Genomic DNA, 19,976 nt, shown 5'->3' with positions numbered 1-19,976 from the left:
ACGCCGCGACGCTGTCTGGCGGGCAACGTCGATCCAACCGGCGCGCCGGGCGGGGCACCACGCAGAAGACACGCAGAACTCGGCGACAGTGACCGTCCACACCTTCACCGTCCACATGCGACGGCCATCGGGGCCGACGGTCAGCGGGTCGCGGTCAGCGCGGCGTAGTCGGCGGGGGTCAGCGGCTGGGCCGACAGCGAGCCGTCCGCGCGCGGCACCCCGAGGGGGCGGCCGTCACGCAGGAACGCCACGGCGTCGACGTCGTCGCGGGCGGCCAGCGTGCAGACGATCTGACCGAACGCGAGCACCTCGTCGCTGCGGCCGGTGTCGTCGCCGGTCCCGTCGACCCGTACGCGTGCCTGGCCGTCGGCGACGCCCACCACGCCGGCACCGATCGCCCCCGGCAACGCGCTGGTCAGACCGCTGTCCCGCTCGACGGCGCTGGGTCCGGCGAGCAGGTCCCGCAGCTGGGCCTCGGCGTCGAGGGGGCGGCCCACCCGCCGGTCCACCGGGACCAGCCGGTCGTCCCGCACGAAGCACAGCGTCACGGTGACCGGGCCGACCGTCGCGGGGCCGTCGACGGTCGCGGGGGACGGGAACGGCCCGGGTGGGGCCTCGACGGCCCGGGGCGTGTCCTCGGCCGGCACCCCGCAGGCCGCCACCGTGCAGGCCACCACGAGGGCCGACAGCAGCGCCCGCGCCGCACGGCGACTCACGCGAGGCTCCCCGGCAGGGCCACCCGGAACCGCGCTCCCCCGCCGGGGCGGTCGTCGACGCCGGCCGTGCCGCCGTGGGCGGCGGCGTGCTGGGCGACCAGCGCCAGGCCGAGGCCGGTCCCGTCGCCGGCGCCCCGGGCGTGGGCGGCCCGGCCCCGGACGAACCGGTCGAAGATGGCGGCCCGGTCCTCGACCGGCACGCCGGGGCCGTCGTCGTCCACCTCGATGACGCCGGTGTCGCCGTCGCGTGACAGCCGCACCGCCACCGGGCCCGCCCCGTAGCGCACCGCGTTGTCGAGCAGGTTGGCCAGCACCTGCGCGACGCGACGCCGCTCCACCCGCCAGGTGGCCGGGGTGCCGGCCGCGAGGCGGACCAGCGTGGGCGGCAGGTCGTGGCCGGCGCAGGCGCGCCGGGCAAGGTCGGCCACGTCGACCGGGGCGCGGTGGGCGGGCTGGTCGCTGCGGGCCAGGTCGATGAGGTCGTTGACCAGCCGCTGGAAGCGGTCGATCTCGTCGGCGACGAGGCCGGCGGCCACGGCGGTGCGCTCGTCGTGGTGTTCCCGCCGCCGCTGCAGGACGCTGGCCGCCGCGGCGAGGGTCTGCAGCGGCGAGCGCAGCTCGTGGCTGACGTCGGCGGCGAAGCGGCGGTCCCGCTCGATCCGGCGGGCCAGTTGGTCGACCATGTGGTTGAACGAGGTGGACAGCCGGGTCAGGTCCGGGTCGGTGGCCGGGTCGAGGCGGGCGGTGACGTCACCGGCGGCGATCTTCTCCGCGGCGTCCGCGACCGCCGTGAGGGGGCGCAGCCCGTGCCGCGTCGCATACCAGCCCAGGGCCGCCCCGGAGCCGGCCACGAGGATGGCCACCGCCGTCAGAGCCAGGGCCAGCGCCTGGAAGGTCCGTTCCAGCTCCCACAGCGAGTTGACCTCGTAGTACGTCGCCGAGCCAGACAGCGGCACCCCGACCAGCAGGGCGGTCTGGCCGTCGACGCGGACCCGCTGCACGGCCGGCTGCCCCGAGCCGACGAGCTGTTGCAGCTCCGGCGGGACGGCGGCGGTGAGGCCCGAGTCGGCGATGCGGGCGTGCCACCTGCCGTCGAGGTGCAGCAGGGCCCGCCTGCTGCTGCCGGTGTCCAGCGACCGCAGCACCTCCACCACGTCGGGGGCGTCGGTGTCCAGGCCGCTGCGCACCACGGCGGCGTCGAAGTACGCGGCCCGCACGGCGGTGCGTTCCCGCTCGTCGATCAGCGACTGGCGGGTCAGCTCGTAGGAGATCAGGGCCATCGACGCGGCCAGCAGCAGCGCGCCCAGGGCGAACGCGGCCATGACCCGGGCGCGCAGGCCGAGGCGGAGCCGGGGCGGGCGGCGCAGCGGGCTCATCGGCGCAGCTTGTAGCCGAGCCCGCGCAGGGTCACCAGGTGTTCGGGATTGGCCGGATCCGACTCGATCTTCTGCCGCAGCCGGCCGACGTGCACGTCGACCAGCCGCTCGTCGCCGGTGTCGTAGCCCCAGACCCGTTGCAGCAGTTGCTGGCGCGACAGCACCCGGCCGGCGTGCTCGGCCAGCTCGCACAGCAGCCGGAACTCGGTGCGGGTCACCGGCACCCGCTGCCCGGCGCGGCGTACCTCGCCCGCCTCGGGGCTGACCTCCAGGTCGCCGAACGCCAGGACCGGCACCGGCTCGGCGGGGACCGGGGCGGCGGCGCGGGCGCGGCGGCGCAGGGCCCGCAGCCGGGCGGTGAGTTCCTTGATCGCCACCGGTTTGACCAGGTAGTCGTCCGCGCCGGCCTCCAGGGCGGCGACGATGTCGTGGGTGTCGTCGCGGGCGCTCACCACCACGATCGGCACGTCGTCGTCGCGGCGCAGTTGGCGGATGCACTCGAAACCGTCGAGGCCGGGCAGCATCAGGTCGACCAGGACGTAGTCGGCCGGGTCACGGCGCTGGGCGCGCAGCCCCTCCTCGGCGGTCGCCGCGCCCCGGGCGTCGTAACCCTCGTCCTCCAGGGCGAGCAGCAGCGCCAGCCGGATGCGGTCGTCGTCCTCGATCACCAGTACGGCCGTCATGACGGCATCATCCCCAAGGCCGTCGCCCGGCGGCCAATCGTGTCCCGCGTACGACGGATTTGTCACGCAACTGTCACACGTCCGCGCGGTGCCCGCCAACCCCGACCGGCACGGTGGCGGGGACCGGTCGGGCGAGAGGAAGGGGTACGGCCGTGACGACGCCGCTGGCACGCCGGGAGTGCACGATCCCCCTGGTCGAGGTGGCCGTGACCGAGTTCGACCTGGCCTGCCTGCCGGAGACCGGCGCCGTGTTCGACCGGCTGCTCGCGCTGCGTCCCGCCCAGATCGTGGTGGACCTGTCCGCCTGCCGGCACATCGACGCCGCCGCCATCGGGTTCCTGCTGGACGTGCACCGGCGGCTGACCCGCGCCGACGGGGTGCTCACCGTCCGCGAACCGAACCCCCGGATCCGGCGCATCCTGCAGTCGGCCCGGCTGGACCAGGTGCTGCCGGTCGTCGTCGGCGACGCGGCGACCGGGTCCCCCGAACGGCCCGGTCCGGTGGCACCGCCGGTCGGCCGGGCGGTCGTGCCGGGCGGCGGGGGTGGCAGCCGTCGCCCGGCACCGGCCGGCCAGGGGCGCGCCCGCCGGTCGGCGGAGTGGGCGTGACCGTCGCCGCGCTGGTCAGCGCCGTCGTCGTCGGGCTCGTCGTGGGGGCGCTCGGCCGGCTCGCCGTGCCGGGCCGACCGACCGCGCCGCTGTGGCTCACCCTCGTCGTCGGTGTGGTCGCCGCCCTGGCCGGCAGCGTCGTCGCCCGTCTCGCCGGCGCGAACGGGCAGGGGTTCCGCCTGGTCGACGTGGTCGTGCAGGCGGGGATGGCCGGGGTCGGTGTCGTCCTCGTCGCGGCCACCGCCGGCCGTTCCGACTCCGCCTGACGGGTCGGTCCGCGTCGGCCCGGGCCGGGCCGGGAAACGCGGCCGCCTCCCGTGCACGACACGCCGACGCGATTCCACCGCAACCGGCCACCAACCGCCCGCCGCCGTTCGACGCGCGTCGATCACGGCCGCGGGCCGGTCCCGGTCTCCGACGGGTGCAGCAGCGCCCGGGTCAGCGGGTGCCGGGCGGCGGTGAGCAGGGCGGACGCGGGCCCGGCCTCGACGACCTGCCCCGAGTCCAGGACGACGACGTGGTCGGCGAGGCGGGCGACGACGTCGCGGTCGTGGCTGATCACCACGAGGGCCAGCCCGTGGGCGCGGCGCAGCCGGTCGACGAGGGCCACGATCCGGTCCCGGCTGACGGTGTCCAGTCCTGAGGTGATCTCGTCGCAGATCACCACGCGGGGTTCGGCCAGCAGCGCCCGGGCCAGGGCGGCGCGTTGCAGCTCGCCGCCGGAGAGCCGGTCGGGGCGGCGCGCGACGACGTCCGCCGCGAGGCCGACCTCGCCGAGGACGCGGCGCGCGGCGTCGCGGGCCCGGGTCGGCGGCAGGGCGCGCAGCCGCACGGCGGCCCTCGACACCTGCTCCAGGACCGACCGGTGGGGGTCGAAGCTGGCCCGGGCGTCCTGGAAGACGTACTGGACGGCGGCGAGGTCCGCGCGGGTTCGCCGGTCCAGGGTCCCGGCCAGCGGCCGGCCGCCGAGGCCGACGGTTCCGCCGCGCGGCGGGTGCAGCCCGGCGACGCAGCGGGCGAGCGTCGTCTTGCCGCTGCCGGAGCGGCCGACCACGGCAAGGCATCCGCCGGGGGCGACGGCGGCGGTGACGCCGCGCAGCACGGTACGGCGGCGGGCGCCGGCACGGTGGGCGGCGACCAGGTCGCCCACGCGCAGCGCCGGTGCCGCGGCGGGGGCGGCGGCGCGCGGCGCGGCCGGGGCGGCGGCGAGCAGGCGGCGCGTGCGCTCGTCCCGGGGCGCGGCGAGCACGTCGGCCGCCGGGCCGGCCTCGACGACCGCGCCGGCGTCCAGGACGACCAGCCGGTCGGCCACGGCGCGCACCAGGTGCAGGTCGTGGCTGAGCAGCACCACCGCCATCCCGGCGTCGGCGAGGGTCCGCAGCTCGTGGGCGACGTCGCGGCGGGTGAGGCTGTCCTGCCCGGTGGTCGGTTCGTCGGCGACCAGGACGCGTGCCCTGGCCAGCAGCGCGTGGGCGACGACGAGGCGCTGCTGCTGGCCGCCGGAGAGCTGGTGCGGGAAGCGCCGCAGGAACTCCCGGTCGGCGGGCAGGTCGACGCGGGCCAGCACGTCGGCCACCGCCCGGCGCACCGCCGACCGCCGGTTCACCGTCGCGCGGGCCGTCGCGTCGCCCGGGGGGCCGCCGGGCGTCCGCCGCTCCGGCCGGGTGTGGCGCAGCGCGACCTCGCGCAGCACCGCGCCGATCCGGCGGACGGGGTTGAGTGCCGCCGACGGCTGCTGCGGGACGTAGCCGACGACGCCCGGGGGCGGTGGGGTCGCCGGGGACACGGGACGACCGGCCACCTCCACCCGGCCGGCGAGCCGCACGCCGGGGCCGGCCTCCCCCAGCAGCGCCCGGCCGGCGGTGGTCTTGCCGCTGCCGGAGCGGCCGACGAGGGCCAGCACCTCGCCCGCCGCCACCGTGAAGGAGACCCCGGCGAGCAGGCGACGCCCGGCGACCTCGGCGTCGAGGCCGACCACCCGGACCGCGCAGGCGTCCACCGGCGGCATCGGCGTGCCGGCGGCGACGGCCGGCCCGGCGGCGGCGTCGTCGAGCGGCGCCCGGGCGGCGGGGACGCGTGCCCCGGGCGCGACCCGGTGGGCGGCCCCGCACCGGGATGCCGCGTCCCGGGCGGCCCCCGCGCCGGCCGCCGCGTCGCGGTCGGCGAGCAGCCGGTCGGCGACGAGGTTGACGCCGACGGCGAGGGCGACGAGGAGCGCGGCGGGCACCAGCACCGACCAGGGTTGCAGCAGCAGCCCGGCGCGGTTGCGGTCCACCATGACCGCCCAGTCGGCGGCGTCGGGGGCGACGCCGACGCCGAGGAAGCTGGCCGTGGCGACGAGGTACAACGCGCCGATGAACCGCACGCCCGCGTCGGCGAGCAGCACCCGGCGGCTGCCGGTCACGACGTGGCCGACGGCGCGCCGCCACCACGTCTCCCGGTACAGCCGCATCGCCTCCATGGCGGGGCCGTGCGCCAGCGGAAGCGCCGCGGCGCGGCTGATCCGGGCGACCTCGGGCAGGCCGATCACCGCGACGATGCCGACGAGGGTGGCCGGCCCGCGCGGCGCGGCGGCCGCCAGCAGGATCAACAGGATCAGCGACGGCACGGCGAGCAGCAGGTCCAGCGGGCGCATGACCAGCTCGTCGAGCCACCGACGGCGGGTCAGCGCGGCCAGCAGCCCCAGCGGCACCCCCACCAGGTACGCCAGGGCGGTCGCGGCGAGCGCCACGCCGACCACGGAGCGCCCGCCGAGCAGCACCTGGCGCAGCACGTCGCGCCCGACGAAGTCGGTGCCGAACGCGCCGCCCGGGTCGAACGGCCGGCCGCGCGGCGCCGCGTCGCCGGCCAGGGCCGGCCCCACCACGGCGACCAGCAGGGGTACGGCGAGCAGCGCGACGCCGACGGCGAGGCGCAGCCGCGACCGCGCCGGGCGGCGGGCACCCGCGAGCCGCCCGGGGCCCACGGCGCGGCCCCGGCGCAGGGGGCTCACGCGGCGGCCCCGGCGCGCGGGGCGAGCCGGAACGCCACCAGGTCGGCGGCGAGGTTCACCGTCACCGTGGTCACGGCGACCAGCACGCACAGCCCCTGCACGGTGGGCACGTCGCGGGCGGTCACCGCGTCGACCAGGGCGGTGCCCAGGCCGGGGACGACGAACACCGCCTCGACGACGATCACCCCGCCGAGCAGCCAGTCGGTGGTGCGGGCGAGCTGCTGGGCGACGGGCGCGAGGGCGTTGGGCAGCGCGTGGACCAGCCGCAGCCGGCGCTCGGGCACGCCGAGCCGCCGGGCGTGCGCGACGTGTTCCGCCCGCATCGCCTCGATCATGCCGGCGCGGGTCAGCCGGCTCAGCGAGCAGAACGGCCGGGCCAGCAGCACCACCAGGGGCAGCACCAGCACGGCGGGCCGGGACAGCAGGTCGCCGCCGGTGCCCACGGCGGTGGGCGGGAGCCAGGCCAGCCGTACGCCGAACACCGCGACGAGCAGTAGGGCCAGGGCGAACTCGGGCACCGCGTACAGGCCGACGGCGGTGGCGGACAGCGCCCGGTCGAGGCGGCCGCCCTCCCGCCGGGCCGCGAGCATCCCCAGCCCGACGGAGAGCGGGACGAGCAGCAGCAGGGTCGCGGCGGCGAGCAGCACGGTGGGCGCGGCCCCGGCGGCGAGGACCCCGGCGACCGGCCGCTGGGAGACCAGCGAGACGCCGAGGTCGCCGACGGCGAGGTCGGCGAGCCAGTCGAGGTAGCGCTGCCAGGCGGGCCGGTCCAGGTCGAGCTGGTCGCGCAGAAGGGCGATGCGCGCGGGGTCGGGCTGGTCGCCGGCGATCACCACGGCGGCGTCCCCGGGCAGCGCCTCGGTGAGGACGAACACGACGGTGGCGACGCCGACGACCTGCCCGGCCCCGACCAGGGCCCGCCGGGCGGCATAGCGGGGCAGGCTCAACCCAGCCAGACCTTGTCGAAGCGCGCCCAGTCGAGGGTGTTGGCCGGCGCGGCGGCGGACACCCCGCCGACGCGGGGGCTGGTCGCGACGAGGAAGTCGGCGAAGCCCCAGACCAGGAAGCCGCCCTCGGCGTGCAGGACGCGCTGCATGTCGCCGTACGCCTGCCGGCGGGTCTGCTCGTCGGGGCTGGACACGGCGCGGGCGTAGAGCGCGTCGAAGTCGGGCCGCCGCCACCGGGTGGCGTTGGTGGTGGACGTGCTCAGCAGCCGCTGAGATACATGGGTCTCGATGGGCATGGCTCCCGAACGGTAGCAGGCGAGCACCCCGCCCGTCAGGATGTCCTTCCAGTAGGTGTCCTTGTTGCCGCTGCGCGCCTCGACGGTCAACCCGACCTGCCGGGCCTGCTCGGCGAAGACGCTCGCGGTCTCCACGAAGCCGCTGGCCACGGGGGCGGTGTCCAGCGGGATGCGCAGCCCCCGGGCGCCGGCCCGGTCGACGAGGAAGCGGGCCCGGTCGAGGTCGGGCACGCGCTGGGCGATGTCGTCGGCGTAGTGCTCGTAGCCCTTGCCGAACAGGTCGTTGCCGACCTGGCCGGCGCCGGACAGCACCGTGTCGACGAGCTGCTGGCGGTCGGTGAGCAGGAACATCGCCTCGCGCAGGTCCCGGTTGTCGAACGGCGGCCGGTCGACCTTCATGGCGAGGGCCTGCATGGTGCTGTTGGCCATCCGGGTGATCCGCACCCGCGCGTCGCCCGCGTAAGTGCGGGCGGTGGTGGGCGTGACGTCGTGTGCGTAGTCGGCCTGCCCGCCGAGCAGCGCGTTGATCCGGGCGGACTCCTCGTTGGCCACGAGGTACTCCAGCTCGTCCAGGTGCGGCGCACCGTCCCAGTGGTCGGCGTACCGCTTGAGCAGCAGGGACCGGCCCGGCTGGAACGCGTCGAACGCGAACGGGCCGGAGCCGACGGGCCGGTCGAAGGCGTCGGCGCCCTCGGGCACCACGTACGCGCCGAAGGCCGCCAGGACGTTGGGGAACTCGGCGAACGGCCGGCGCAGCGCGAGTTCGACGGTCCGGTCGTCGACCGCCCGGCTGGCGCGCAGGTCGATCAGCTCCAGGCTGGCCCTGGCCCGGAAGGCGCGCTTGGGGTCGGTGATCCGGGCGTAGCTGTACAGCACGTCGGCGGCGCGCACGGGGCCTCCGTCGTGGAAGGTGGCCTCGCGCAGGGTGATCCGCCACCGGGTGAGGCCGGCGTCGGGCTCCCACCCGCTGGCCAGGCGGGGCCGGATCGACACGTCGGGGCCGTAGTCGGCGAGCTTGTCGAACATCGCCTTGGCCCGGGACGCCTCGTTGAACAGGTTCGCCAGGTGCGGGTCGAGGGTCTCCTGCGCGCCGCCGCCGGCGAACACGGCCCGCAGCCGGCCGCCCCGGCGCGGCTGGTCGGAGGCGGTGTCGGCGGGGCTGTCGCCGCACCCGGCCAGCAGGGTGGCCGACACGGCGGCGGCTGCGCCGCCGAGCAGGCCGCGCCGGGTCAGCCGGGCGGCGGGCATGGGGATGACGGATGTCACGGGGTCCCTCCAGGGAAGCGGGTCGGTCGGGGTGCGGCCGGTCCGGCGGCGACGCCGGACAACGGGTGGGGTCGGGCCGGGCCCGAGCTGCGCAGGGCGGGCCGGGTCGGATCGGTGCAGGTCAGGCCGGATCGGGGCGGCGGCGGGCCAGCAGGTGCAGCCGGTCGCCGCGCAGGGCGGTGGACAGCGCCGCGCCGGGCCGCCACGGCGGCGCGGTACGCGGACCCGGTCCATCGAACAACGTCAACACGTCGAAGCCGGCGGTGTCGAGCAGGTGCCGCAGTTCCTGGGGGAACAGCAGCCGCCAGGCCGAGGTCTGCACCAGCGGCTCGGGCGCGCCCGGCCAGCTCCAGGCGCGTTCCCGGCGCAGCAGCTGCTCCGCGTGGTCGATCCACAGCCGGGTCCGCGACGTGTACGCGACGCCCCGCCACGGCACGGTGCGCACCGACGTGCCGTCGAGCAGCTCGGTGTTGCCGAGGAAGAACGCGCCGTTGCGCATCTCGGCCAGCAGCAGCCCGCCCGGGGCCAGGTGCGCGTGGCACCGGGCCAGGAACGCGGTGAGGTCGGCGTTGGTGTGGCAGTAGAGCATGGCGCTGTCCAGGCAGGTCACCGCGTCGAACCGGTCGGCGAGGTCGAAGCCGCGCATGTCGGCGGCCACGAACCGGACGTGCGGGTGCCGACGGCGGGCATGGGCGAGCATCGCCGCCGACGTGTCGATGCCCGTGGCGGCCCAGCCGAGCTGCGCGAGCCGCCCGGCGTCGCGGCCCGTGCCGCAGCCGACGTCGAGCAGCCGGCGGCCGGGGGGCCCGTGGCGGCGCAGCAGGTCGTCGACGAAGCCGGCGGCGGCGTGCTGCGGGTCGGGGAACTGCGCCTCGTACAGCTCGGGGTTGTCGGTGAGCAGGTTGGCCCCGGCGGCGGCCGGTCCGGTGCCGCCGGCTCCCCCGCTCATGCGGGCACCGCCGACGGGGCGGGCGCGGGCGTCGGGTCGAGCGTGCCCCGGCGGTGCAGCACCCACACGGCCGCCGCGGAGGCCAGCCCGAGCGCGGCGCAGAGCAGCCACGCCACCGCCGGCACCCCGGAGCCGGACCCGTCGTCCATGGCGCGGCCGACGGCGGTCGTGCCGGCCGCCGCGACCACCCCGGAGACCAGGTAGAACAGCCCGAAGTAGGTGCCGGTGAGCCCGTCGCGGGCGAACGCCGGGATCAGCTCCAGCACGAACGGCTGGGCGACCAGCACCCCGACGGCGAGCAGCACGGCCGCGCCGAGCACCGGCGCGAGCCGGACGGGGCCGGCGGGGCCGCCGACCGGCGCGAGCGGCAGCACGAAGCCCCCGCCCATCACCGCCAGCCCGAGCGCGATGGCCGGGCCCCGGGCGAGGCGGCGGTGCAGCCAGCGGGTCACCGGCACCTGCCACGCGAGGGTCACCACCGTGGACACGACGAACAGCGACGCCACGGCCAGCGGATGCCCGCCGGCCTCCTCCGCCCGCACGGGCAACACCAGGTAGAGCTGGTTCTGCAGGGCGAACATCGCGCTGAGCGCGAGCGTGAAGGCGAGGAAGCGGCGGTCGGTGACGGCCTCGCGCCAGTCCCCCAGCACGCCCTGCCCGCTGCTGCGGGCCGGCTGCGGCGGCAGCACCAGGGCCTGGGCCACGGTCAGCGCCGCGAACACGCCGGCCGCGGCGAGGGCGGCGGCCCGGAAGTCGACCAGCAGCAGCGCGCTGCCGATCAGCGGCCCGAGCAGGGACCCGGCGCTGGCGAACACGTTGAACAGCGCGAACGCCTCGGCCCGCCGGTCCGGGGCGGCCTGGGCGAGGTAGGCCCGCACCGCCGGGTTGAACAGCGCACCGGCCAGGCCGGAGAGCACGGAGGCGGCCAGCAACGCCGGCAGCGACACCCCCACCGCGAAGACGCCGAAGCCGACGGCGCGCAGCGCGCACCCGACGATGATCACCCCGCGCGCGCCGAGCCGGTCGGAGGCGGAGCCGCCGAGCAGGAACATTCCCTGCTGGCTGAGGTTGCGCACGCCCAGGACCAGGCCGATCACGGCGGCGGACAGCCCGAGGTCGTCGGCGAGGTAGCCGGCGAGGTAGGGCAGCAGCATGTAGAAGCCGACGTTCACGCCGAGCTGGTTGACCACCAGCAACCGGATCGCCGGGGGGAAGCCGCGCAGCGTCGTCCAGGTCGCGATCATCGGGCCACCGCCTGCCGGTCGGCCCACGCCGGGCGCACGCCGAGACCGGGCCCGCCGGGCGTACGCAGGGTGCCGTCGGCGCCGCCGATGCCGGTCCAGGGGTCGTCGGCGAGCAGCAGGTGCCCGTCGAGGTCCACCCAGCGGGCGTGCCCGGCCAGGTGCAGCGCCGGGGCGATGCCGAGCGTGCTGGCGACCAGGCAGCCGAGCATGACGTCCATGCCGTACCCGGTCGCGGTGTCGATCAGCCGGCGCGCGGCGTCGATCCCGCCGCAGCGGGCGAGCTTGACGTTGATGCCGGCGACGGCCCCGGCGAGGCGGTGCACGTCGGCGACGGTGGCGACGTCCTCGTCGGCGACGACGGGCACCGCGACCCGCGCGCCGATCCAGGCCAGCGCGTCCGGGTCGCCGGGCGGGACGGGCTGCTCGACGGCGTCCACGGCGCAGGCGGCGACGGCGTCGAGGACCCGGACGGTCCGCTCGGGCGTCCACGCCCCGTTGGGGTCGAGCAGCAGCCGGGCCGCCGGGGCGGCGGTCCGCACGGCGGCGACCCGGGCGACGTCGTCGTCCGCCCCGGCCTTGACCTTCAGCACCGTGAAGCCGGCCGCCACGAGCCGCCGCGCGGTGGCCGCGGCGTCGGCGGGCGGCACCAGCCCGATCGTGTACGCGGTCGAGGCCGCCTCCCGCGCGGGGGCGTCGACGAGCCGCCACACGGGCACCCCGGCGCGCCGCCCGACGAGGTCGTGCACGGCCGCGTCGAGCGCGCCCAGCACCCCCGGCGCGTCGGCCAGGTCGGCGGCGAGGGCCGGTAGGTCGGCACGCAGCGCCTCCGGGTCGGCGTACCCGGTGACCCGGGGACGCAGGGCGGTCAGCAGCGCGTCGATGCGGCCCAGGTCGAGACGCTGGTACGCGCTGGTGACGACCTCGCCGTGGCCGGTGCCGCCGTCGTGGGTCAGCCGCACGGCCACCGCGTCGCGACGGGCCATGACCGACCGGGAGATGCGCAGCGGCTCGGCGAGCGGCAGCGGGTAGGCCCGCCAGTCGAGGTTCACGCCGGCACCCGCTGCCCTCGGGCCGGCTCGGCAGGCCGGCGGCGGGGGTCGACGACGGTGCGGCACCGGCTCCACCGGGTGACCTCCACCGCCCGGGGGTGCGGGATCTCGACGGGGTGGCCCCGGGTGGGGCCGAGCAGCCCCCGCAGGGCGCAGTAGTCGTCGTCGAAGATGGAGTCGAGGTAGCGGTGCGGCCCGTCGGGGAACACGGCGAGGACCCGGTCCCCGGGCCGGGTCCGCGCCGCCCAGGCGGCGACCCGGGCGGTCGCGCCGGTGCTCCACCCGCCGGTGACGAACGCGTGCCGGGCCAGCCGCCGGCAGGTCTGGACGGCCTCGGCCGGGCCGACCCAGTGCACCTCGTCGAAGGCGGCGTAGTCGACGTTGCGGGGGTGGATGCTGCTGCCGAGGCCGCGCATCAGCCGGGCGCGGGCGGGCTGGCCGAAGATGGTGGAGCCGACGGTGTCCACCCCGATCAGGCGCAGCCGGGGCCAGTGCCGGCGCAGCGCGCGGGCCAGGCCGGCGCTGTGCCCGCCGGTGCCGACGCTGCACACCAGCGTGTCCACGGCGTCGACCTGGGCGACGATCTCGTCGGCGAGCCCGGCGTAGCCGGCCGCGTTGTCGGGGTTGCGGTACTGGTCGGGCCAGTACGCCCCGGGCAGCGCGGCCCGCACGCGGAGCAGCCGGTCGAGGCGGGCCTGCTGCCAGCCGCCGGCGGGGTGCGGGGCGTCCACCACCTCCAGCCGGGCCCCGTGGGCGCGCAGCAGCGCCCGCATGGACGGCTCCAGCTCCCGGTCGACGACCAGCACCACCGGGTGGCCGAGGGCCTGCCCGGCGAAGGCGAGGCCGACGCCCATGGTGCCGCTGGTCGACTCCACCACCGGGGCCCCCGGGACCAGCTCGCCGCGCGAGCGCGCGCCGGCCAGCATGGACACCGCCGCGCGGGCCTTCATTCCGCCGGGGCTCAGGCACTCCACCTTGGCCAGGAAGCCGGGGTGCGGGTGCGGCAGCGGGGCGTCCACGAGCACCACCGGCGTGCCGCCGACGAGGTCGAGCAGCTGCGGCGCGGTCATCGGCCCTCCCGGTCGGCGCGGTAGCGGTAGAGCGGCGTGGGGCCGCCGTCGAGCCAGAAGAACGGGTACGGCTCCGCCGACACGGCGGTCAGCCCGGCCCCGAGGAAGCACGGCAGGACCGCGCTGCCGGACTGGGCGAACGCCACCAGCGGGACCCCGGTGGCCCGGGCGTGGCGCAGCAGCGGCGCGAAGGTGCCGTTGCCGAGGGTCATGCCGGAGGCGAGGATCGCGTCGCAGCGCTCCAGCAGCGCCGCCGCGTCGGGCAGGCACGGCTCGTCCCACTCGGTGCGCCCGCCGGCCAGGTCGCACGGCAGGTAGCGCAGGCCGCGCCGGCGCAGCTGGTCGAGCAGGGAGTTGACCACGCCGACGACGAGCACGGTCCGCCCGGGTTCGGCGGGGAGCAGGTCGACCACGGCGGCGGCGCGGGCGGCCGACTTGGCCAGCGACGTGCCGGCGGGCACGGTCACCACGTCGGTCGCCGCGCCCGCGTGCGGGCGCACCCCCATCAGGTACGCGTCGAGCGCGGCGACGCGCACCGGCAGGCTCGGGTGGGCCAGCAGCTCCGCCACGGTGGCGCCCACGCAGTCGTACGCGACGTCGTCGGGCAGCTCGTCGGGCTCGACGGCGCAGGAGCCGACGGCGGCGTCGACCCGCAGGCCGAGCACGTGGTTGCGGTAGCCCCGGGCGCGACCGGGGTGGCGGGCGCCCTGCCGGGTGACGAACCCGACGCTGACCCGCTCCCCCGCCGGGTCGGGGCCGAGGCGACCGGCGAGTACCGCCGCCACCAGGTCGTCGAGGCTGTCGTGGGCCGGGGCGGTGACGGTGGGGCCGGCGGCCGGGGCGGTCACGCGGCGGCCCCGGCGAGCTGGTCGGCGTACCGGACGTCGAGGGCGGCGACGTGCGCCTCGGCGCGGGCCCGCGCGCCCGGCCCGTCGGTGTCGACGGTCATGACGTGGCCGAGGTAGCTGTTGTTGCTGCTGGCGTCGCCGGTGCGGTGCCCGGCGGGCCTGACCGCCCAGTCCACGACGCCACCGTCGTCGGCGAGCCGGTCGGTGCCGGTGATCGTGTCGACGGTGCCGGCCCGGGGCGGCAGCAGGAACGCGATGGCGGCGCTGCGTACCCCGGTGTCGACCGGCGTGGTGTCGGGGCGCTCGCCGAGGGCGAGGCGCGCGTACGCCATCGGCAGGTCGATGCCGGTGACCCGGCGGACGAGTTCGGTGATCTGGTTGCCGGCGGGCCGGGGGTTGACCTCGACCACCCGGGGCCCGGCCGGGGTCAGGCGCAGCTCGGTGTGGGCGACGCCGTGGGTGAGGCCGACGGCGGCGAGCGCGGCGACGGCCGCGTCGGCGGCGGCGCGGGCGTCGCCGGCGGGCAGGTCGGCGGGGAACATGTGCCCGCTCTCGACGAACGCGGGCGCGCCGGCGAGGCTCTTGTCGGTGACCCCGACGACCGTGGTGACGCCGTCGCAGGTGACCGTCTCGACGCTCACCTCCGGGCCGGTGAGCAGCTCCTCCAGCAGCACCAGCGGCACCCGGGGCTGCCGGCGGGCGTTGACGCCGAAGCCGGCCAGCGCGTCGTACGCCGAGCGCAGCTGCGTCGGGTCGGCGACGGCGCGCACGTACATGCCGGCGCACAGGTCGACGGGCTTGGCCACCAGCGGGAAGCCGAGCCGCTCGGCGGCGGCGAGGGTGTCCGCCCAGCCGTCGGTGACCGCGAACGCCGGCCCGGGCAGGCCCGCCCGGCGCATCGCCTCTCGGGCCAGGTCCTTGCGGTACGCGCGGCGCACCGCCGCCGGGTCGGGGCCGGGCAGCCCGAGGTGGGCGGCGACCTCGGCGGCGGTGTGCAGGTAGTAGTCGCAGGAGGTGAGCACCCCGTCGAAGCGCAGGGCGGTGTGCAGCCGGGCGACGTGTGCGGCGAGCGCCGCCGGGTCGTTGGTCTCGGCGGTGACCACGTTGTCGGCGGCAAGCAGCGGGTGGACCTCGCCGGGCGGCGTCGCCCGCAGATAGTGGTGCAGGTCGCGGGTGAGGAACGTGAACCGGTGACCGTCCTCCCGGATCGCCCTCGGCAGCAGGGCGCTCATCGCGCCCACCCAGCTCTCGATGACCAGCAGGTGACCCATCAACGACTCCCGTCCTGTTGCGGTGGCGTCCCGCGTACATCTTGTTGGAAACGGTTTTCGTTGTAAAGTCCGCCGCGCCGCCGCCCGCCCGTCCGTCGCCGCGCGGACAGCCGGGAGCCCGCGAGAATGAGAAACTCCGGAGCAGGTTTCCCCGTCACGCGCCGTCGCCGACGGCGGGGAACGTGCCCGATCGGCCCGCGCACCAGGACAGGAGTCGCCCCTCACCATGTCGGAGAACGACAACGGCACCCCGGACACCGGCCGACGGAGCCGGCCGCCGTGGGAGTGGATCGCCGCGGCGGTCAGCGTCACCGCCCTGCTCGTCTCGGTCGGGGCCTGGCTGATGCCGGACTCGGGCGACTGGATCTGCGACAAGACGGACCGGCGGTTCGTCCGCTGCAACGACGTCCCCGCCGACTTCCTCGGCACCTGGACCGGCGAGGAGACCTGCTCAGGCACGATCCTCGCCGCGTGCGTGCACCCGAAGCACACGCTCACCCTGACGATCAGGCGCGCGAAGCAGGGCCAACAGGCCGTCGAGACGTCATCGGAGCTGGACGGCCGGCTCCTGTGCCGATCCTCGTGGACCCTCACCGAGGTCGGCGACGGCGACGGCGAGCTCTACCTCCACAAGCACCACACCATCGACGAGGGGCAGGGGGCCAACGGCGAGCCGATCACCTGCTCGGAAGGATTGACCGCCACGGTGACGGCGACGGGCCCGAACGCCCTGCGCGTCGCCACCAAGGGCACCGCGATCACGGACACCGGCGTCCACTTCGACGCCGACCTCACCAGGAGATAGCGACCGGCGGCGCTGGCTGCCTCCGGTGCACGACACGCCGACGCGATTCCACCACAACCGGCCACCGAACCCTGCGCTCCACAGGCGTCAGCCCGCGTACGCGCGGACCTCGCCGCGCACCGTCACCGCGACCTGCGCGCCGGGGGCGAGCGCGACCCCCTCGTCGAGGGTCCGCGCGGTGAGCACCGTGCCGTCGTCGAGCCGCAAGGTGGTCAGCGCGTCGTGGCCGTGGAAGTCCTGCCGGACCACGGTGGCCAGCGGCCCGCCGCTGGCGGCGAGCCGGATCTGCTCCGGCCGGATGAGCACCGTCACCGCGCGACCGCCCCCCGCCCCGCTCGCCGAGGCGCTGCGGGCCGCCGCGCCGGCCGTGGCTCCGCCCGGCACCGGGCCGCGCAGCGGCAGCCGGCCCAGCGGGGTGAGCGCGACCGCGTCGTCCACGGTGGCCGGCAGCAGCACGGCGTCGCCCACGAACCGGGCCACCCAGGGCGTCGCCGGGTCGCGGTAGACCTCGGCGGGCGGCGCGCACTGCACGATGCGCCCCGCGTCCATCACGGCGACCGCGTCGGCCATGGACAGCGCCTCGCCCTGGTCGTGGGTGACCAGGACGGCCGTGGCCCCGTCGGCGCGCAGCGCCTGCCGCACGTCGGCGCGCAGCTCGGTGCGCAGCTGCGCGTCGAGGGCGCTGAACGGCTCGTCGAGCAGCACCAGCGGCGGCCGGGGCGCGAGCGCCCGGGCCACCGCGACCCGCTGCTGCTGGCCGCCGGAGAGCTGGTGCGGCATCCGGGGGCCGTAGCCGGCGAGCCCCACCAGCGCGAGGACCTCCTCGACCCGGCCGCTGCGGCGGGCCGCCCGGTCCAGCCCGTAGCCGACGTTGTCGGCCACCGACAGGTGCGGGAACAGCGCCCCCTCCTGCGGCACGACGGCGACCCGGCGGCGGTGCGGCGGCACGTGCACCCGGTCGGCGGCGACCGGTCGGCCGGCGACGGCGACGGCGCCCGAGTCGGCCCGCTCGAACCCGGCGACGCAGCGCAGCAGCGTGGTCTTGCCGCAGCCGGACGGGCCGAGCACGGCCAGCAGGGTGCCCGAGGGCACGGCGAGGTCGACGCCGGCCAGCGCGGGCACCGTCCCGTACGACTTGGTCAGCCCGGCCACGGCCAGCATCGTCTCGGTCATCGGGTGCCTCCGGGGGCGGTCCGGCCGGCGTCGGTCAGTCCGGTGCGCGCCGCGAGCAGCCAGGTCGGCACGGCCGCGAGCGCGACGAGCAGCGCCGCGTACGGTGCGGCAGCGGCGTACGCGGCGGTCGAGGTGTGCGTCCACAGCTCGGTGGCCAGGGTGTCCATCCCGGTCGGCCGCAGCAGCAGCGTGGCGGGCAGTTCCTTCATGCAGGTGAGGAACGTCAGGGCCGCCCCGGCGCCGATGCCGGGCAGGGTCAGTGGCAGCGTGACCGTGCGGAACACGGCGAACGGGCCCCGGCCCAGCGACCGGGCGGCCTCCTCCACGGCGGGCGGGCTCTGCGCGGCGGCGGACGCCACCGCCCCGACGGCCAGCGGCAGGAACAACGTCGCGTACGCCAGCGCGAGCAGCCAGACGCTCTGGTAGAGCGGGTACGCCACGTTCACGGCGAAGAACACCAGGGACAGCCCGATCACCACGCCGGGCAGGGCGTGCGCGACGTAGGTGAGCCGCTCCAGCACGGTGGCCACCGGGCCGGGCGCCCGGGCGGCGAGCAGCCCCAGCGGCAGGGCGAGCAGCATGGTGAACGCCGCGCCGGCCAGTGACACCGACAGCGACCCGCCGGCGGCGGCCGCGACCTCGGCGAGGGAGCCGGGGCGGGACACGCCCGCGCCGAGCCAGCGGGCCAGCCCGTACGCCGGCACGCCGAGGGCCAGCGCGTCGACGGCGAGCAGGGCGGCCAGGGCCGGCCACCGCCAGCGGCGCAGCGCCAGCCGCGCGGGCGGGCGCACGGCGGTGCTGGCGTAGCGGGCGTCGCGGGTGCGGGTGCCCAGCTCCGCGCCGATCAGCAGCACAGTGAGCACCACCAGCACGGTGGAGAGCACCAGCGCGCCGGTACGGTCGAAGCCCAGGTTGAACGCGGTGAAGATGGCCCGGGTGAAGGTGTCCACCCGCACGATCGACACCGCGCCGAAGTCGGACAGGACGTAGAGGGCGACGAGCAGCGCGCCGGCGGCCACGGCCGGCCGGATCTGGCGCAGCGTCACCCCGACCAGGGTCGCCCACGGGCCCCGGCCCAGCGAACGGGACACCTCCTCCTGCCCGGGGTCGGCCCGGCGCAGCGCCGCGACGGCCGGCAGGTAGACGTACGGGTAGGAGCAGACGGTCAGCAGCAGCGCCGCAGCCCAGAAGCCCTCGAACCCGTCCACGGTGGCCGTCCAGGCGAACCCGGCGACGTACGTGGGCACGGCCAGCGGCAGCGCCGCGACGACGCCGAGGGCGCGGCGGCCCGGCAGGTCGGTGCGGGCGACCAGGAACGCGGCGGCGACGCCGACGACGACGCAGGCGGCGGTGACCACGGCCGCCAGGGCCAGGCTGCGCCCGGCGAGCACGGCGACCCGGTGGGTGAACAGCTCGGCGGCGATCCGGTCGCCGCCCGCCTCGCCGGCCCGCACGGCGAGGTAGACCAGGGGCAGCAGGGCGACCGCGACGGCGGCGGCCGACGCGGCGGTCAGCCCCGGCCGGGGCAGGACACGACGCGCCGACCGCCGGGACCCGGTGGGGGCCCGGCGGTCGGCGGTGGCCACGCCGTTCAGGCCAGCCCCGTTTCCTTGATCATGGTGACGGTGGCGTCGAGCGTGTCGAGGTCGTTGAGGTCGATCTTCGGGGCGGCGAGGTCGGCGAGCTGCGGCAGGCCCGGCGCGGCCGGCACCCCGGCGGTCAGCGGATACTCGAACGTCTGGGTGGCGAAGTGGGTCTGCGCCTCGGTGCCGAGCAGGTAGTCGACCAGCGCCCGGGCGTCGGGGTCGGTGCCGGCGCGGGTGAGCAGGCCGACGCCGGCGGCGTTGACCAGCCCGCCGGTGTCGCCGTCGGGGAAGAAGTGCAGCTGCGCCTTGAGGGTGGCCGGGTCGCCGCCGCGCTCCTTGGCCAGCTCGTAGACGTAGTAGTGGTTGACCAGGCCGGCCGCCAGCTTCCCGGCGTCGATGTCGGCGACGATCTGCACGTTGCCCTCGCGGATCTGCGGCTCGTTGGCCTTCAGCCCGGTCAGGAACTCCTTGGCCTTCGCGTCGCCGTGCTGCACCCGCAGGGCGGTGACGAACGCCTGGAAGGAGCCGTTGGTCGGGGCGACGCCGACCTTGCCCTTCCACGTCGGGTCGGTCAGTTCGAACACCGACTTCGGGAGCTGGCCCTTCGTCACCTGGTCGGCGTTGTAGGCCAGCACCCGGGACCGGCCGCTGACGCCGACCCACTGGCCGCCGGCGGCCCGGTAGGCGGCCGGCACCCGGTCGAGCAGGTCCTGCGGCAGGGCGGCGAACAGGCCGGCCTTGGTGACCGCGCCGAGCGCGCCCGCGTCCTGGGCGAAGAAGACGTCAGCGGGGCTGCGCCCGCCCTCCTCGAGGAGCTGGGCCGCCATCTGGGCGGTGCTGCCGTAGCGGACGTCCACGGTGATGCCGGAGGACTTCTCGAACTTCTCCAGCACCGGCTTGACGAGGGTCTCGCTGCGGCCGCTGTAGATGGTCAGCCGCTTGTCGCCCGGTTTGCCCGGGTCGCCCTCGTCGCCGCCGCAGGCGGCAAGGGAGAGCAGACCCGCCAGGGCGGTGGCCAGTACGACGCTCAGACGCTTTTGCACAGGCAAGGATTACCTTACTTGGCAGTCGTGAGGCAAATCCATCTTCGCCGTGAC

Annotated in this window: 18 protein-coding genes; 3 read left to right on the top strand and 15 right to left on the bottom strand. The window is 76.9% G+C overall.

The genetic code is table 11. The annotated features are described in order from the left end of the window. Positions 1-140: 140 nt before the first annotated feature. From TK50_RS30645 to TK50_RS30635, 3 genes are read right to left on the bottom strand one after another with little or no spacing between them, the layout of a single operon-like run. A complete protein-coding gene (locus TK50_RS30645; RefSeq protein WP_043969005.1) occupies positions 141-716 on the bottom strand; it encodes a GerMN domain-containing protein in 576 nt (191 codons plus the stop codon). Continuing rightward, positions 713-2,092: a sensor histidine kinase gene (locus TK50_RS30640; protein ID WP_043969004.1), complete on the bottom strand. Its 1,380-nt coding sequence runs from the start codon at positions 2,090-2,092 to the stop codon at positions 713-715. Before TK50_RS30640 ends, TK50_RS30645 begins: the two co-directional genes overlap by 4 nt. Continuing rightward, positions 2,089-2,775, bottom strand: coding sequence for a response regulator transcription factor (locus TK50_RS30635; protein WP_043969003.1), 687 nt, complete (start codon positions 2,773-2,775; stop codon positions 2,089-2,091). The genes TK50_RS30640 and TK50_RS30635 overlap by 4 nt, the downstream gene beginning before the upstream one ends. A gap of 152 nt (positions 2,776-2,927) precedes the next feature. Between TK50_RS30635 and TK50_RS30630 the strand changes: the two genes are divergently transcribed. Continuing rightward, positions 2,928-3,383 (top strand): STAS domain-containing protein, encoded by a 456-nt coding sequence (locus tag TK50_RS30630; RefSeq protein ID WP_082106783.1) that lies wholly within the window; start codon positions 2,928-2,930, stop codon positions 3,381-3,383. Beyond that, on the top strand, positions 3,380-3,649 hold the full coding sequence (locus TK50_RS30625; RefSeq protein ID WP_043969611.1) for a transglycosylase: 270 nt from the start codon (positions 3,380-3,382) through the stop codon (positions 3,647-3,649). Before TK50_RS30630 ends, TK50_RS30625 begins: the two co-directional genes overlap by 4 nt. Positions 3,650-3,771: 122 nt before the next feature. Here TK50_RS30625 and TK50_RS35315 read toward each other — a convergent pair whose 3' ends face one another. The 9 genes from TK50_RS35315 to TK50_RS30580 all read right to left on the bottom strand — a co-directional run bounded on the left by TK50_RS35315 (position 3,772) and on the right by TK50_RS30580 (position 15,315). Further along, on the bottom strand, positions 3,772-6,375 hold the full coding sequence (locus TK50_RS35315) for an ABC transporter ATP-binding protein/permease (RefSeq protein WP_241774148.1): 2,604 nt from the start codon (positions 6,373-6,375) through the stop codon (positions 3,772-3,774). Further along, positions 6,372-7,322: an ABC transporter permease gene (locus tag TK50_RS30615; protein WP_199486176.1), complete on the bottom strand. Its 951-nt coding sequence runs from the start codon at positions 7,320-7,322 to the stop codon at positions 6,372-6,374. Before TK50_RS30615 ends, TK50_RS35315 begins: the two co-directional genes overlap by 4 nt. Beyond that, entirely contained in the window at positions 7,319-8,884 is a 1,566-nt protein-coding gene (locus TK50_RS30610) for an ABC transporter substrate-binding protein (protein WP_199486175.1), read from the bottom strand. The genes TK50_RS30615 and TK50_RS30610 overlap by 4 nt, the downstream gene beginning before the upstream one ends. 121 nt (positions 8,885-9,005) lie before the next feature. Then, positions 9,006-9,833: a methyltransferase domain-containing protein gene (locus TK50_RS30605; protein ID WP_043969001.1), complete on the bottom strand. Its 828-nt coding sequence runs from the start codon at positions 9,831-9,833 to the stop codon at positions 9,006-9,008. Further along, on the bottom strand, positions 9,830-11,077 hold the full coding sequence (locus tag TK50_RS30600; protein WP_241774147.1) for an MFS transporter: 1,248 nt from the start codon (positions 11,075-11,077) through the stop codon (positions 9,830-9,832). The genes TK50_RS30605 and TK50_RS30600 overlap by 4 nt, the downstream gene beginning before the upstream one ends. Next, positions 11,074-12,126 (bottom strand): enolase C-terminal domain-like protein, encoded by a 1,053-nt coding sequence (locus tag TK50_RS30595; RefSeq protein ID WP_043969000.1) that lies wholly within the window; start codon positions 12,124-12,126, stop codon positions 11,074-11,076. Before TK50_RS30595 ends, TK50_RS30600 begins: the two co-directional genes overlap by 4 nt. After that, positions 12,123-13,196 carry a PLP-dependent cysteine synthase family protein gene (locus tag TK50_RS30590; protein ID WP_043968999.1) on the bottom strand — a complete coding sequence of 358 codons (1,074 nt, stop codon included), beginning with the start codon at positions 13,194-13,196 and terminating at the stop codon, positions 12,123-12,125. The genes TK50_RS30595 and TK50_RS30590 overlap by 4 nt, the downstream gene beginning before the upstream one ends. Further along, a complete protein-coding gene (locus TK50_RS30585) occupies positions 13,193-14,044 on the bottom strand; it encodes a Rossmann-like domain-containing protein (protein ID WP_043968998.1) in 852 nt (283 codons plus the stop codon). The genes TK50_RS30590 and TK50_RS30585 overlap by 4 nt, the downstream gene beginning before the upstream one ends. Next, on the bottom strand, positions 14,041-15,315 hold the full coding sequence (locus TK50_RS30580) for an ATP-grasp domain-containing protein (protein ID WP_043968997.1): 1,275 nt from the start codon (positions 15,313-15,315) through the stop codon (positions 14,041-14,043). Before TK50_RS30580 ends, TK50_RS30585 begins: the two co-directional genes overlap by 4 nt. Positions 15,316-15,541: 226 nt before the next feature. Between TK50_RS30580 and TK50_RS30575 the strand changes: the two genes are divergently transcribed. Then, positions 15,542-16,120, top strand: coding sequence for a hypothetical protein (locus tag TK50_RS30575; protein WP_043968996.1), 579 nt, complete (start codon positions 15,542-15,544; stop codon positions 16,118-16,120). Positions 16,121-16,207: 87 nt separating this feature from the next. Here the strand turns inward: TK50_RS30575 and TK50_RS30570 are convergent, their stop codons facing one another. The 3 genes from TK50_RS30570 to TK50_RS30560 all read right to left on the bottom strand — a co-directional run bounded on the left by TK50_RS30570 (position 16,208) and on the right by TK50_RS30560 (position 19,928). After that, entirely contained in the window at positions 16,208-17,293 is a 1,086-nt protein-coding gene (locus TK50_RS30570; protein ID WP_043968995.1) for an ABC transporter ATP-binding protein, read from the bottom strand. After that, entirely contained in the window at positions 17,290-18,822 is a 1,533-nt protein-coding gene (locus tag TK50_RS30565; protein WP_043969607.1) for an ABC transporter permease, read from the bottom strand. The genes TK50_RS30570 and TK50_RS30565 overlap by 4 nt, the downstream gene beginning before the upstream one ends. A 62-nt stretch (positions 18,823-18,884) precedes the next feature. Further along, on the bottom strand, positions 18,885-19,928 hold the full coding sequence (locus tag TK50_RS30560; protein WP_043968994.1) for an iron ABC transporter substrate-binding protein: 1,044 nt from the start codon (positions 19,926-19,928) through the stop codon (positions 18,885-18,887). Positions 19,929-19,976 lie beyond the last annotated feature (48 nt).

It is taken from the genome of Micromonospora haikouensis (genome assembly GCF_000876225.1).
Classification (GTDB): Bacteria; Actinomycetota; Actinomycetes; order Mycobacteriales; family Micromonosporaceae; genus Micromonospora; species Micromonospora haikouensis.
This window is presented reverse-complemented; position numbering and strand designations above follow the sequence as displayed.